General features: G+C 66.0%; 12 protein-coding genes. 4 read left to right on the forward strand and 8 right to left on the reverse strand.

Features of this window, described 5'->3' with window-relative positions:
* Nucleotides 1-4: 4 nt before the first annotated feature.
* A complete protein-coding gene (locus tag DAES_RS11690) occupies nucleotides 5-541 on the reverse strand; it encodes a DUF4416 family protein (protein ID WP_013515233.1) in 537 nt (178 codons plus the stop codon).
* Nucleotides 538-1,881, reverse strand: a complete 1,344-nt coding sequence (locus tag DAES_RS11695) for a MiaB/RimO family radical SAM methylthiotransferase (protein WP_013515234.1) — start codon at nucleotides 1,879-1,881, stop codon at nucleotides 538-540. The genes DAES_RS11690 and DAES_RS11695 overlap by 4 nt, the downstream gene beginning before the upstream one ends.
* Nucleotides 1,882-1,938: 57 nt before the next feature.
* Between DAES_RS11695 and DAES_RS11700 the strand changes: the two genes are divergently transcribed.
* Complete coding sequence (locus DAES_RS11700; protein WP_013515235.1) at nucleotides 1,939-2,457, forward strand: tetratricopeptide repeat protein; 519 nt, start codon at nucleotides 1,939-1,941, stop codon at nucleotides 2,455-2,457.
* Nucleotides 2,458-2,502: 45 nt separating this feature from the next.
* On the forward strand, nucleotides 2,503-3,003 hold the full coding sequence (locus DAES_RS11705; protein ID WP_013515236.1) for a tetratricopeptide repeat protein: 501 nt from the start codon (nucleotides 2,503-2,505) through the stop codon (nucleotides 3,001-3,003).
* A 28-nt stretch (nucleotides 3,004-3,031) separates the two neighbouring features.
* Here DAES_RS11705 and mnmA read toward each other — a convergent pair whose 3' ends face one another.
* Nucleotides 3,032-4,081 (reverse strand): tRNA 2-thiouridine(34) synthase MnmA, encoded by a 1,050-nt coding sequence (gene mnmA / locus DAES_RS11710; protein WP_013515237.1) that lies wholly within the window; start codon nucleotides 4,079-4,081, stop codon nucleotides 3,032-3,034.
* A 233-nt stretch (nucleotides 4,082-4,314) separates the two neighbouring features.
* Here mnmA and DAES_RS11715 point away from each other — a divergent pair, with 233 nt between their 5' ends.
* Nucleotides 4,315-5,424, forward strand: coding sequence for a glycerol dehydrogenase (locus DAES_RS11715; RefSeq protein WP_013515238.1), 1,110 nt, complete (start codon nucleotides 4,315-4,317; stop codon nucleotides 5,422-5,424).
* Between the two features lie 91 nt (nucleotides 5,425-5,515).
* The gene (locus DAES_RS11720; RefSeq protein WP_013515239.1) at nucleotides 5,516-7,258 is read left to right on the forward strand and encodes a dipeptidase; all 1,743 of its coding nucleotides are present in this window, start codon (nucleotides 5,516-5,518) and stop codon (nucleotides 7,256-7,258) included.
* A gap of 84 nt (nucleotides 7,259-7,342) precedes the next feature.
* Here the strand turns inward: DAES_RS11720 and gatA are convergent, their stop codons facing one another.
* From gatA to DAES_RS11745, 5 genes are all read right to left on the reverse strand, one after another.
* Nucleotides 7,343-8,800 (reverse strand): Asp-tRNA(Asn)/Glu-tRNA(Gln) amidotransferase subunit GatA, encoded by a 1,458-nt coding sequence (gene gatA / locus DAES_RS11725; RefSeq protein ID WP_013515240.1) that lies wholly within the window; start codon nucleotides 8,798-8,800, stop codon nucleotides 7,343-7,345.
* Nucleotides 8,801-8,824: 24 nt separating this feature from the next.
* Nucleotides 8,825-9,109 (reverse strand): Asp-tRNA(Asn)/Glu-tRNA(Gln) amidotransferase subunit GatC, encoded by a 285-nt coding sequence (gatC, locus tag DAES_RS11730; protein WP_013515241.1) that lies wholly within the window; start codon nucleotides 9,107-9,109, stop codon nucleotides 8,825-8,827.
* A gap of 94 nt (nucleotides 9,110-9,203) precedes the next feature.
* Nucleotides 9,204-11,198, reverse strand: coding sequence for a hypothetical protein (locus DAES_RS11735; RefSeq protein WP_236608408.1), 1,995 nt, complete (start codon nucleotides 11,196-11,198; stop codon nucleotides 9,204-9,206).
* Nucleotides 11,199-11,330: 132 nt separating this feature from the next.
* On the reverse strand, nucleotides 11,331-13,250 hold the full coding sequence (gene dnaK / locus DAES_RS11740) for a molecular chaperone DnaK (RefSeq protein WP_013515243.1): 1,920 nt from the start codon (nucleotides 13,248-13,250) through the stop codon (nucleotides 11,331-11,333).
* 267 nt (nucleotides 13,251-13,517) lie between these two features.
* Nucleotides 13,518-14,141, reverse strand: a complete 624-nt coding sequence (locus tag DAES_RS11745) for a nucleotide exchange factor GrpE (protein WP_013515244.1) — start codon at nucleotides 14,139-14,141, stop codon at nucleotides 13,518-13,520.
* Nucleotides 14,142-14,163: the final 22 nt, after the last annotated feature.

The following is a 14,163-nucleotide window of genomic DNA, read 5'->3' on the forward strand; positions in this document are numbered from 1 at the left end:
ATTGTCAATCCTTTTGGTTATTGAGCTTGGTTTTATACAACTGACGCAACTTTGTCAGCCGCGATTTCATGTCCTCGCCCGCGTAGTCCGGAAAGGTCCAGGGGAAATCCACCCACCCCCGGCGCTGCCAGATGAGCGTCAGGTCCGCCCAGATGCCGCTGCCAAGGTAAATGCGGTGGGAAAAATTCTTGCCCGTGGCCAGCACCAGCCGCTCCAGGGTGAGGAATCCGGGATCAAGGTTGAACAGCCGCCCCCTTTGCCCGGCATGGGCGGTCTCAAGGGCATTGGTCAACAGCTTGATCCCGGCCAGCTCGTCCAGGGGACGCAGGGCGTCAAAGGCGAGCAGCCGCCGGACGATGGGCGTGCCGAGCTCCTTGTCGTAGTATCCGGTCTGGTCAAAGGGGAACAGGTCCGAGACATGCCCAGCCGGGCCGAAGCGCGCCTCCAGCTCATGGAGCAGGCCGGGCCAGACATCGTCCCACCGTGCGCTCAGGATGGAGAGGACCAGGAGTCCGGGCAGCGGGGTCTTCGGCGTGCTCACGACGCATTCTCCTGCGGATCGGTCATGGACGCGGCCAGGGGCTCGGCCACGATGACGCCCCGGTCCAGGCCCACGGGCCGGGCACTGACCAGGGAGCGCGGACCGGCCCCGTCGGGCAGCCGGGTCAACCGACACCCGGCGTAGAACTCGCTCACCCCGCGCCCCAGTTGGTCCTGCACCAGCACGTCGAGGCAGGGACGCCCCAGGAGCCGCTCGCCAAAGGCCCGCTTGCGGCGACTGACCAGGGCGCGCAGCCGGGTGGCCCGCTCCTTGCGCACGGGCACGGCCACCTGCCCGGCCATGGTCGCGGCTGCCGTGCCGGGCCGCTCGGAATAGGGAAAGACATGGGCATAGGTAAGGGGCAGGACGCGACACAGAGTCAGGGTGTTCTCGAACCCGGCCTCGTCCTCGCCGGGAAATCCGGTGATGAGATCGGCCCCAAGCCCGATCACGGGCCAGGCCTCGCCCAGCCGAATGAGAAAATCCACCGCGCCCTGCGGGTCGTAGTGGCCGCGCCCCATGGCTCGGAGCACATCCGGGTCGCCGCTTTGCAGCGAGAGGTGCAGCTGTGGACAGACCATGGACGACCCGGCCAGGGTGTCCAGCGCCTTGTGGTCAAGCTGGCCCGGCTCCACGGACGACACGCGCAGCCGCGCCCGCCCGGCCCAGCGGGGCGCAAGCTCCCTGTCCAGCCGGGCCAGGAGATCCCAGAAATCCGTGCGGTCCTGCAACCCCCGGCCATAGTGGCGCAGGTTGATGCCGCTGATGACCAGCTCGCGGAACCCGCTGTCGAGCAGGCGCACTGCCTCGGCCACCACCGCGTCCACCGGGCGGCTGACCGACGGTCCGCGCGTCTGCGGGACGATGCAGTAGGTGCAGTGATGCGAGCAGCCGTCCTGGACCTTGACCACAGCCCGCGCCCTGGAGTAGCCGGTGATGGAAAATGGTGCAAACCCGCCCAGCGCCCCGGCCTCGCCATCCAACACAGCAGGAGAAACAGGCGGCGCGGCAGGCCCGGCCAGGAGCGCGCCCTTGTCCGCCTGGGGCACCACCCGGACCACGCCGGGCAGCCCGGCCAGCTCGTCGGCCATGACCTGGGCGGCGCAGCCGGTGACGATGATCCCGGCTGTGGGACTGGCCCGGTGCAGACTGCGCACGGTCTGGCGCAGGTCGGCCACGGCATTGGCCGTGACAGCGCAGGAGTTGATCAGGATGAGGTCCGCCTCTTGGGGCGCACCGGTCTCAAACGCCTGCCCGTGGCCGGTCCATGCCTCGGCGATGGACCGGGTCTCGTACTGGTTTATCTTGCACCCCAGGGTGGCGGTGTAAAAGCGAATCATGTACTATCGGCCTGCTGCGATGATGAACAACCATACACTCTCAAGAAAAGCGAACCCATGAGACACACCCTGCCGACCTGCGTCCTTGTCCTGGCCCTGGCCGCATCCCTGTTTGTCCCGCTGGCCGGATGCGGCATGCCCCAGCCCAAGATGGCGGGCAACCTGTCCATGACTCTCAAGGACTATGAACAGGCCGTTGTCGAATATCAGAAGGCCCTCAAGGACGACCCGGACTCTGCCCGGCTGCTGACCGGCCTGGGCCGTGCGTACTACAATCTCGGCGAATACGCCAAGGCCGAGGAGGCGTTCCGCCACGCCGCCGAGGTGGAGGACTACCCCAGCGCGGTCTTCTACACCGGCCTGTGCCAGATCGCCAGGGGCGACCGACAGGGCGGTTTCGACACCCTGACCCGGTTCCGCTATTCGGGCAAGGTCCAGGTGACCAACTCGGTGCACGACATGGCCGAGCGGCTGGCCGCCACGCCCGACCTGACCGACGAAGCCATCACCAGGGCCATGTTCCGGGCCTGGGACGAGGGCATGGAGCGCGAGCGGGACATGAGCCGATCCGGCTAGCCCCCGCCCGTGCGACTAAAGCATTTGCCAACAAGGGTCAATGCCATGAAACAGACGCTACCATTCCTCCTCGCCGCGCTGGCCTTGCTGACCGGCTGCCTCAGCTACGGCTCAGTGGGCGTGGGCTCCACCTCGGGCGTGGGCGTGGCCTTCAGCAGCCACGGCGACTTCCTGTACAGCGGGCCGGATGCGGCCTACCGCAGCAACCGCGAAGGGCTGCGCGCCTTTCTCGACCAGGACTACGCCACGGCCCGCACGCACTTTGACGCGACCCTGGATGCGTATCCCGGCAACCCGGACGCCGTGTTCTACCTCGGCCTGACGCTGCAATTCCTGGACGAACGCGAGCAGGGATTCGCCGTACTCGCCACCTTTCGCGACCCGCTGAACACGCGCGTCACCCAGGAGGTGCAATGGTGGACAACCTATTGCCGCAAGAAGCCGGAGATGACGCCGGACGACATCCGCCGGACCCTGGTCAACGCCAGGGGCGAAGGATTCCAGCGCGAACGCGAGGAGAGATGGGAAGACCGCTGGGGCATCTGAGCCCGGACCTGCTCACCCCTTCTCCCATTCAAGGGCGCTCCAGGGCATGCTCGATGACCCCGCCGCCCAGGACCGCCCCTGCCTCGTCGTACACCGCCGCCACCTGACCGGGGGCCGGGCGGGTGTGCTCCTCGATGAAATGGAAGACCAGCCTGGAGCCGTCCACGGCGAACCGGGCAGGCCGCGCCCGCTGGCGATAGCGGGTCTGGAGCATGACCACCTCGGGCCAGCCAGCCGGGTCGGTCATGAAGTTGACCTGCCAGGCCACGCAGCCAGGAGCGTGGAGCGAGGGTTTGGGCCCCACGATCAGGGTGTTGTCGGCCACGCGCTTGTCCAGAACATAGAGCGGCTCGGTCCAGGCGATGCCAAGGCCGCGCCGCTGGCCCTGGGTGTGCCGCCACAACCCCTTGTGCCTGCCGATCACCGTGCCGTCCTCAAGCCGGATGGGACCGGTGCCGGGCATGTTCCCGCGCCGGGTCAGGAACGTCTGGTAGTCGTCGCCCGGCACGAAGCATATCTCCTGGCTCTCGCCCGGCAGGGGCGGCGTCAGGCCGAGACCGGCCAGGGTCTCCGGCACGTCCCGCTTGCAGATGTCGCCCAGAGGAAAATGGGCCCGGCGCAGGGTCTCGATGGGCACCAGGGAAAGAAAATAGCTCTGGTCCTTGTCTGGATCGCCCCCGCGCGTGAGCAGAAGACCGGACGGGCCGCGCTCCTCAAGGCGCGCGTAGTGGCCGGTGGCCAAGGCGTCCGCGCCCAGGGAGAGCGCAAACCGGAAGAGCGCGCCGAACTTCATGCGCGGGTTGCAGACCGCGCACGGATTGGGCGTACGCCCCTGACGGTAGGCATCGGCAAAAGGCGCGACCACCTCGCGCTCGAACTCGCGGCGCAGATCCGCCACATGCAACGGCACGCCGAGCCGGGCGCACGCCTCGGCCAGCCCGGCAATCGCCTTGTCCGAATCCGGGCCGGACGGCAGGAACCGGCCATGCACGGCCAGCACCTCATGCCCGCCCGCCCGCATCAGGGCCAGGGCGAGCAGGCTGTCCATGCCCCCGCTCACGGCTACGGCTGTCTTCATGCTGTGTCCATGGGTTGAATCCGGGCGCATGGGGAACATCCCGCGCCGACCGCACACATCCTAAGGAACCGCGCGCGGTTTGCAAGCCTTTAAAAACACCCTCCCCCGGACGGGAAAGACTCTCGCAATCACCGCGCGGATAGGCTATCCCAGTCAAAGCCCCCCTTCGGGATGCCCTGCGTCGGCAGCCCGCTTTGGGAAACGGGCGGAATCTCGACCCAAAAGGACAAAAAATGACAAGCATCACCTTGTTTCCGGGCCGGTACATCCAGGGAAGGGACGCCCTGTCCAAGCTGGGCGGCGAATGCGCCCGGCTTGGCGGCAACGTCTTTGTCATCGCCTCCCCCCATCCTCTCAAGCACCTGCTGCCCGCGGTCCTCCCTGGCGTCACCGACGCATGCCGGGCCGTGGTCGAACCTTTTGGGCGGGAATGCTCGGACGAGGAGATTCAGCGGCTCCTCAAGCTGTGCCGCGAAGCAGGCTGCGATCTGGTACTGGGCATGGGCGGCGGCAAGACCCTGGACGCGGCCAAGGCCGTGGCCCATCTGGCCGCAGCGCCCTCGATCATGGTCCCGACCATTGCCTCCACAGACGCCCCGTGCAGTTCGGTCTGCGTGGTCTACACCAATGACGGCGTGTTCAAGCGCGCCGACATCCTGCCGCGCAACCCGGACTCGGTCATCGTGGACACCGGGGTCATCGCCCAGGCGTCGCCCCGCTTCCTGGCGGCGGGCATGGGCGACGCCCTGGCCACCTGGTTCGAGGCCGAGTCGTGCCGCATCAAGCGCGCCCCGAACATCGCGGGCGCGGTCGGGTCCATGACGGCCTATGCCCTGGCCCGGCTGTGCCGGGACACCCTGTTCGACTACGGCCCGGCGGCGCTGGCCTCCTGCTCGGCCAGAGCGGTCACCCCGGCCCTGGAGCGGGTGGTGGAGGCCAACACCCTCCTGAGCGGGCTTGGCTTTGAGAGTGCCGGGCTGGCCGCTGCCCATTCCATCCACAACGGACTGACCGCCCTGCCCCGGACCGCCGAGTTCCATCATGGCGAAAAAGTGGCCTTTGGAACCCTCGTCTCCCTGTTCCTGACCGACGCGCACCCCTCGCTCATGGAGCAGACCTACGGATTCTGCGAGTCCGTGGGCCTGCCCACCACCCTGGCCGATCTGGGCCTTGAGGAGGTCTCGGACCAGGAACTGCTCCAGGTGGCCGAGAAGGCGTGCGCTCCGGGGGAGAGCATCCACAACGAACCCGGCGGGATCTCGCCGGAGACGGTGGCGGAAACGATCAGGGCCGCAGATGCATGGGGCAGGAAAAGGCAAGACGCCTCCGGCTTGCACCGCTAGATGCACAGGCCAACTTTGACAGAGGACGAAAGACCATACTGTGTGCTAGAAGCATGGGCATGCTCACCCATATCAGACAAGGAGTTCCCATATGAAACCGTTGCGCCACTTTCTGCTGGTCGCCCTGCTGACCACCATGTTGGCCGCGCCCCAGGCCCTGGCCTGCACCACCATGATCATCACGCCCGGAGCCAGCGCCGACGGCTCCATGATGGTCACCCACTCGGACGACGACGAACTGGGCGACCAGCGGCTGATCTTCGTGCCTGCCAAGGAGCAGACCGGCAGCCGCAAAATATACCCCGAAGCCTATGCCTATCCGCGCATCGTCACCAATGACCGCGGCCCGGCCTACGACACCAGGGGCTATCCTCCCACCGAGCCGGTGGGCACCGTGCCCTACGCCGAGATCTGGAAGATCCTGGGCCGGGAGCAGAAGACCTCCTTCGCCTATTTCGACGGCAACTACGGGATCATGAACGAAAAGAACCTGATGATGGGCGAGTGCACCAACGCGGCCAACTACGAGCCCAAGGCCAACTCCAAGGCAGGGGCTGGCCAGCCGCAGCGCCTCTTCTACAGCTCCGAGCTGTCGCGCATCGCCCTGGAAAACTGCGCCACGGCCCGCGAGGCGGTCACCCTCATGGGCGGATTGGTGGACAAGTACGGCGTCTACGACACGGGCGAGACCTTGCTGGTGGCTGACGAGAACGAGGGTTGGGTCTTTGAGATGTGCGCCCTGCCCGACACCACCTACCACTCGGCCTGGGTGGCCAAACGGGTGCCGGACGGCGAGTTCTTCGTGGCCGCCAACACCTTCCGCATCCGCGAGGTGATCCGGGACGACCCGGAAAACTTCCGCTATTCCAAGCTCCTGCATCCCGGCCTGAAAAAGCTCAAGTGGTGGGACGAGAAGACCCAGGGCCCGGTGGACTGGCTGCGCGCCATCAGCCCCGGCGAGTACAACCACCCCTACTACTCCCTGCGCCGCGTCTGGCGGGCCATGGACCGGGTCAACCCGGACCTGGGCCTCTCCCCCTGGGTCAAGGACACCTACACCACGGACTATCCCTTCTCCATCAAGCCGAGCAGCGGCATTGACGTGGCCAAGATCTTCAGCATCTACCGCGACCACTACGAGGGCACCCAGTTCGACCTGACCAAGGGCGCGGCTGCCGGTCCCTACGGCGATCCGCACCGCTTTGTCGGCCCCTATGACGGCAACCAGAACAACGTGGACGCGGACAAGAAGTTCTACGGCGCGTGGGAGCGGTCCATCTCGGTCTTCTACCAGGGCTACACCTACGTCTGCCAGACCCGGCCCAAGGCCCCGGAATACACCAAGGGCGTGGTCTGGTTCGGCCCGGACGTGTCCTACACCACCTGCTTCACGCCCTTCTTCGCCAGGGCGGCCCAACTGCCGCGCCCCTATCAGACAGGCTCGTCCCAGCAGTTCGACCCCGCCTCGGCCTGGTGGCATTTCGATCTGCTGGGCAACTGGTCGCGCCTCAACTTCCAGCGCATGACCGAGGTGGACATCAAGCCCGTGCAACGCGAGCTTGAAGACGCGGCCATGCAGGACTTCCTGGCCATGGACGAGGCCGTGGCAGGCAAGACCGACGAGGAGTCGCTGCGCCTGATCACCGAGTTCGGCTTCAACACCGCGAGCCGGGTGCTCGACAGGTGGCGCAACCTGACCTTCACCCTGTTCGCCAAGTACTCCGACGGCTACATCAACATCCCCGGCGGCCCGGTCCTGGCCATCGGCTACCCCTCGGACTGGCTCGACACCACCAACTACAAGGACGGCCCGGTCAGCTACGACATGAAGTAGCCCGCGCCGCGCACACAAGAAAAAGAGCCGGTCGCCGAGAATGTTCGGCGACCGGCTCTCATACTGTCGATCAAGCGGAGCGGGCTACAGCGTCGGCAGCGGCATGGGGTCCAGGTGCCGCTCCAGGCAGTCGGCCACGGAGAGCATGGCCGCTTCCTCAAAGGGGCGGCCCATGAGCTGGAGGCCCACCGGCATGCCTGAATCGGCGCCAAGGCCCACGGGCAGGCTCATGCCGGGCAGTCCGGCCAGGTTCAGGGAAATGGTGAATATGTCCATGAGGTACATCTGGAGCGGGTCGGCCTTGGCCCCGGCCTTGAAGGCCGTGGTCGGGCAGACCGGCCCGGCGATGAGGTCGCACTGGCTGAGGGCCGCGTCGAAGTCCTGGCGCAGCAGGCGGCGGACCTTGGCGGCCTTGTTGTAGTAGGCGTCGTAGTAGCCGGACGAGAGCACATAGGTGCCCATGATGATGCGCCGCTGCACCTCGTCGCCGAACCCTTCGGTGCGGCTGGCGGTGTACATGTCGATGAGCTCCTCGGCTTTCTGGCTGCGGTGGCCGAAGCGCACCCCGTCGAAGCGCGACAGGTTGGACGAGGCCTCGGCCATGGCGATGATGTAGTAGGTGGCGATGGCGTAGTCGGTCAGCGACAGGGAAAGGGGAACTGTTTTGGCCCCCAGCGCCTCGGCCCTGGCCACGGCGGCGCGGCACGCCCCGGCCACCTCGGCGTCGATGCCCTCGCCCCAGTATTCGCGCGGCAGGCCGATGGTCACGCCCGCAAGGGAGTCGCGGCCCAGCCCGGCCAGATAATCGGGCACGGGGGTATCCACCGAGGTGGAATCCCTGGGATCGTGTCCGGCGATAACCTGAAGGACGCGGGCCGCATCCTCCACAGAGCGGGTCATGGGGCCGATCTGGTCCAGGGACGAGCCATAGGCGATCAGCCCGTAGCGCGAAACGCGGCCATAGGTAGGCTTGACCCCCACGATGCCGCAGAACGAGGCGGGCAGCCGGATGGAGCCGCCCGTGTCTGTGCCCAGCGCGGCAAAGCACTGGCCCGCGGCCACCGACGCGCCCGAGCCGCCGGACGAGCCGCCCGGCACGCGCGCCGTGTCCCACGGGTTGGCGGTCTGGAAATAGGCGGAATTCTCGGTGGACGAGCCCATGGCGAACTCGTCCATGTTGGCCTTGCCGATGATCACGGCCCCGGCCTCGCGCAGCCGGGTGACGGTCGTGGCGTCGTAAAAGGGGACGAAATCTTCAAGAATCTTCGAGCCGCAGGTGGTCCTGACGCCCCGCGTGGTCAGCAGGTCCTTGAGGACCACGGGCACGCCCCACAGGGGCTTGGACGGGTCCGGCCCCAGGGCGTCCATGGCCTCGGCCTCGCTCCTGGCCTCGTCGACCATGACCGTGATCAGCGCGCGGACAGACGGCTCCGTGGCCTCGATGCGGTCCAGGCAGGCGGTCACGGCCTGGGCCACGGTGATCTCGCCGCCTTGCAGCAGCCCGGCCAGCCGGGACAGTGTCTCGGTATGCAGTTCAGACATGATTCAATCCTGGGTGTGCGATGATTAGACGATCCTGGGGACGATGAAGAACTGGCCGTCGTGCCCGGGCGCATTGGCCAGCACCTCGTCCCGGCCATGCTCCTTGCGCGCCTCGTCGGCCCGCAGCACCGTGGTGTGCTCCACCGGGCTGTACATGGGCTCGACGCTGGCTGTGTCCAGCTCTCCGAGCTTGTCCATGTGGCCCAGGATGTCGCCCAGCTGTCCGGCAAACAGCTCCAGCTTGTCCTGCGGCAGGTCAAGGCGTGCCAGACGCGCGACCTTGGCCACCTGTTCCGGGCTGATCTTCATTGATGATGCTCCTTGTCTTGCTCAGGGTCGTGAGGATGCGGCCTGGGGCGCGACTGCGCCGAGTTGGCCGGGCACGGCCCAAAACCCGGCTATTCTAGCGGGTTTTGCCCTCTTCCTGTCGCTTTTCGTACGCACCCAGACGCTTGTCGCGCCGGGCCTTGGCCTTGGCGATGCTGTCGGCCAGCGAGGCCGCATTGATCAGCCGCTTGCCGTTGCGGACAGGGCTGAAAAGATACTGTTCCTGGGAGGCCACGCCTTGAGAATCCCAGCTGATGGGGGCCATGCTGAAATCGATGCGGCTGGCCGAGGCGATGCGGGCGTTGACATCGTCCGCGTCCCACCCGGCGGGCAGGGCTCCCAACCGACCGGCGAAGCGCAGGAAATCGTAGCCCAGGGCCACCCAGAAGTCGGCATTTCCGAGTCCCTCCTCGGTCAATGCGCCCTGCAGGGCGCGCCCGCCCTCGCTCCCCTCCCACCACGGGCCGGGGCACACGGCCAGCCGGTAATAGTGCTCGTCCGCTATCTGGGCGTTGTCCAGAGCGCGGCTCCACAGGCTCGGCCCCAGGAACAGGAGCTGGTCGCCTTCGTAGAAGAAGAAGTTGGGCAGCAGGGTCTGGGCCTGGTTCCACCCGTCGGGCAGAAAGACCGCGCCAAAATCGGGCATGGGCAGCGGCACGTCCTTGTTCTCGCTGAAATTGGCGGGCACCTTGAGCAGCGCGCCCACCCGCTTGCTCCACTGCTTGAGGTCTCTGGGCGGGTAGGACTGCATGCCGCGAATGCGCCCGCCAAGGGGCGCGGCCTCGCGGTAGAAGGTCTCGGCCATGGACCGGCCAAACCCCTCCTCGGGATAGAACACGGCCAGATCCCTGATGCCTAGGTCGTTGACCGCGAGACTGGTCAGGCTGCGCACCTCGTCGTTGTGGCTGGAGAAGAACCGCCACGCTTCCCGTCCCTCCTCCATGTCTCCCAGGGAGGAGAGGAAGGTGAAGACCGCCCGGTTGTCGAGCACCCGCTGGCCCGGCGCGATCCCTTCGTAAAGCTGTTTGAACGCCTGGACACGCAGCGGCCCGCCGACCACGGAATACTGGGCCGGCAGCTCGGCCAGCCGCTTTTCCCAGCCCGGCACCTCGGTGTTGATGACGCGCAGGTCCACATCCACCGCCTCCTGGGCCAGACGCCACTGGGCCAGCCCGGCACCACGCAGGATCTTGACGCCCACCTTGCCGTAGGGGCCGGTCAGCGGCAGGGCCAGGGCCAGCCCCACGCGCGGCAGGCCGTAGCGGGCCTCAAGGGTGGCCAGGACGCGGTCCATGGGCGCGCGGTCAACGATCTGCCCGCGCGCGGCCAGATTGCGCATGGCCCGCCAGACAGTGGACCACGACTCCTTGTCGGTCGCCTTGCGCACGCCCTGCTCGAACCCGACGAGCACGTAGGGGAAGAGCCACTGGTTCTCGGCGGGAATGGCCTGCGACAACTCCATGACCCGCTTGTCGTCCAGGGCCTTTAGGGTCGCGCGGTAGGCCGTTTCCATGACGACCCGGTCGGCGTTGGTCGGCGCCTGGGCATAGAAGGCCGCCAGGGTCTCCAATGAGCGCTCGAACTCGCCCCGGCTGCGGGAGTACTCGCCGTACCACAGGCCAGCGTCGCTGCGCGTGGCCCAGGGGAGCGCGCGCGCCGAGAGCAGCCACTTGAGATGGTTCTGGAGCCGCTCGCCCCGGTTCAGGGCGGCCATGGTATCGAGATAGGTAAGCTCCCAGGACGAAAGCTCAACGGCTTTTGCGTCCATGTTGGCCCAGCTTTCCAGGGCCACCCGCGCCTGATGATAATGGCCGTTGCGAAAGGCCGAATCGGCCAGCCGATCGTAGACGGTCGGCAGCATGGCCTTATCGAGGTCGGGCCGCTCCAGCAGGGCGGCGTAATACAGCTCGGCAGCCGGGTAGTTCCTGGCCTTCCAGGCAGTCTCGGCCTCGACGACCAGATTGGGCGTGGCCAGCAGGTCAGCGCTCTTGATGCTCTGTCTCGGAGCGCAACCCAAGGCGAAAAAAGCCACAAGGGCAAGGAGGGCAATGGTCCTCAGAATGGATGGCATGGCGGTGTGTCTTTTCATTGTGCACATGGTGCGTTGTGTCCCGGCAGCGGGAAGCGGGCAAACAAAAACCCGGCCCGCTTCAGGCGGGCCGGGTAATGCTATACTTCGCTATGCCTCTCAAGGCAAGTTGGATTACTTGACCTCGGTGTAGTCGGCGTCGACCACGTCGTCGTCGCCCTTGGCCGAGGCAGCGCCTCCGCCTCCGGCTGCTCCGGCGGCTCCGGCGGCGTCGGGGCCGGGCTGGCCGGACGACTGCTTGGCGTAGAGCTGCTCGGCCAGCTTGTGCGAGGACTGGGCCAGTTCGTCGGTCTTGGCCTTGATATCGTCCACATCGTCGGAGGCCAGCACGCCCTTCAAGGTCTCTATCTTGACCTCGATGTCCGCCTTGAGGGTGGCGTCCACCTTGTCGCCCAGGTCGCGCAGGGACTTCTCGGAGGTGTAGACCAGGGTGTCCGCATGGTTGCGGGCCTCGATGAGCGCCTGCTTCTTCTTGTCGTCGTCAGCATGGGCCTCGGCGTCCTTGACCATCTGGTTGATCTCGTCGTCGGACAGGCCCGAAGACGCGGTGATCTGGATGGACTGTTCGCGACCCGTGCCCATGTCCTTGGCGTTGACGTGGACGATGCCGTTGGCGTCGATGTCAAAGGAGACCTCGACCTGCGGCACGCCGCGCGGCGCCGGGGGAATGCCCGACAGCTCGAAATTGCCCAGCAGCTTGTTGTCCGCCGACATGGGGCGCTCGCCCTGGAAGACCCGGATGGACACCGACGGCTGGTTGTCCGCCGCAGTGGTGAAGACCTGGGACTTCTTGGTCGGAATGGTGGTGTTGCGCTCGATGAGCTTGGTCATCACGCCGCCCATGGTCTCGATGCCCAGCGACAGCGGGGTCACGTCCAGCAGCAGCACGTCCTTGACGTCACCGGCCAGGATGCCGCCCTGGATAGCCGCGCCCATGGCCACGACCTCGTCCGGGTTGACCGAGCGGTTGGGCTCGCGGCCAAAGAAGCTCTTCACCTTTTCCTGCACCAGGGGCATGCGGGTCATGCCGCCCACAAGGATGACCTCGTCGATGTCAGAGGCGGAGAGCCCGGCGTCCTTGAGGGCCTTGCGGCACGGCTCCACCGTGCGCTCCACCAGATCCTCGACCAGCTTTTCGAGCTTGCCGCGGCTGATCTTGACCATCATGTGCTTGGGGCCGTTCTGGTCGGCGGTGATAAAGGGCAGGTTGACCTCGGACTCCACGGAGCTGGACAGCTCGTGCTTGGCCTTTTCCGCAGCCTCCTTGAGGCGTTGCAGGGCCATGCGGTCCTTGGACAGGTCGATGCCGTTCTCTTTCTTGAACTCGTCCACCAGATATTCGATGATGCGGTGGTCGAAATCCTCGCCGCCGAGGAAGGTGTCGCCGTTGGTGGCGCGCACCTCGACCACGTTGTCGCCCACCTCGAGGATGGAAATGTCGAACGTGCCGCCGCCCAGGTCAAAGACCGCGATCTTCTCGTTGGCCTTCTTGTCAAACCCGTAGGCCAGGGAGGCCGCGGTGGGCTCGTTGATGATGCGCTTGACCTCAAGGCCCGCGATCTTGCCCGCGTCCTTGGTGGCCTGACGCTGGGAGTCGTTGAAGTAGGCGGGCACGGTGATGACCGCCTCGGTGACCGTCTCGCCCAGATAGCTCTCGGCGTCCTTTTTCAGTTTCTGAAGGATCATGGCCGAGACTTCGGGCGGGCTGTATTTCTTGTCGCCGATCTCCACCCAGGCGTCGTTGGCGTTGCCAGCCACGATGCGGTAGGGGCAGTGCTTCTGCCACTTCTTGACTTCGGGAGCGTCAGCCTTGCGGCCCATGAGCCGCTTGATGGCGAAAACGGTTTTCTCCGGGTTGGTGACCGACTGGCGTTTGGCGATGTCGCCCACCAGCCGCTCCTTGTCCGTGAATGCCACGACAGAAGGCATGGTGCGCCCGCCCTCGGGGTTGGTGATGCATTTGGGGTCTTTGCCCTCCATCACGTAGACACAGGAGTTGGTGGTGCCAAGGTCGATCCCTATGATCTTGCCCATATGTATAGCCTCCTCAAATATTGCACTGTGAATTTGATTGCTGAAAGATTCGTACTGGTTTCAATAAGCATGCGGTCCTGGTTGTAAAGGGGCGGACCGCAAGATTCCGCCCTGTCAGGCTGTTGAAAAACGGCGATCTGCGTCGTTGCTTCAAAAAGTTCAAACCCTCTCGTACAGGAAGTACGCTTCGGCCTTGAACTTTTTTCGCGCCTAGCATCTCACCATTTTTGAACAGCCTGCGCGTTCCGACTATTTCAACGACCTGTGCTAGCGCTTGTTGACCATGACCTTGGCCGGGCGCAGCAGGCGTCCCTTGAGGGTGTAGCCCCTCTGCACCACCTGCACGATGCGGTTGTCGTCCAGCTCGCCATCCTCCACGGTGCCCACGGCCTCGTGGATCTCGGGGTTGAACTCCCCGCCGCGCGCCGCATCGATCTGCACCAGCCCGTGGCCCTTGACCGCGTCGGCAAATATCTTGCGCGTCATGTCCACGCCGATGACGAAATTCTTGCACGCGCCGTCGAGGTTGCCGGTGTGGGCCAGGGCGAGGTCGAGATTGTCGAGCACGGGCAGCAGGTCGGCCAGGATGGACTCGCCCGCGTACTTCTTCATCTCCTCGGTCTCGCGCAGCAGCCGCTTCTTGAGGTTCTCGGCATCGGCCAGGGCCCGGAGCCTGATCTCCTCGGCCGCCCTGTGCACGTCGCAGCCGGGACAGACCGACGCGCGGCACAACGCCTCAAGCTCGTCCTGGCTCAGGGAGACCTCGGCCTGGGCCTCGTCGCCCGCCCGGTCGGCCTGTGCGCCCGCGACCGCTTCCGGGCCGCCAAAGAGCTTGCCCGCCTCGTCGTACAGCCCGCTGATGGGCCCATCGGATCTTGTTTTCTTCACCATGTCGGTCAGATTCCTCGCGCTG

The organism is Pseudodesulfovibrio aespoeensis Aspo-2 (assembly GCF_000176915.2).
In the GTDB taxonomy this organism is placed as follows: domain Bacteria; phylum Desulfobacterota; class Desulfovibrionia; order Desulfovibrionales; family Desulfovibrionaceae; genus Pseudodesulfovibrio; species Pseudodesulfovibrio aespoeensis.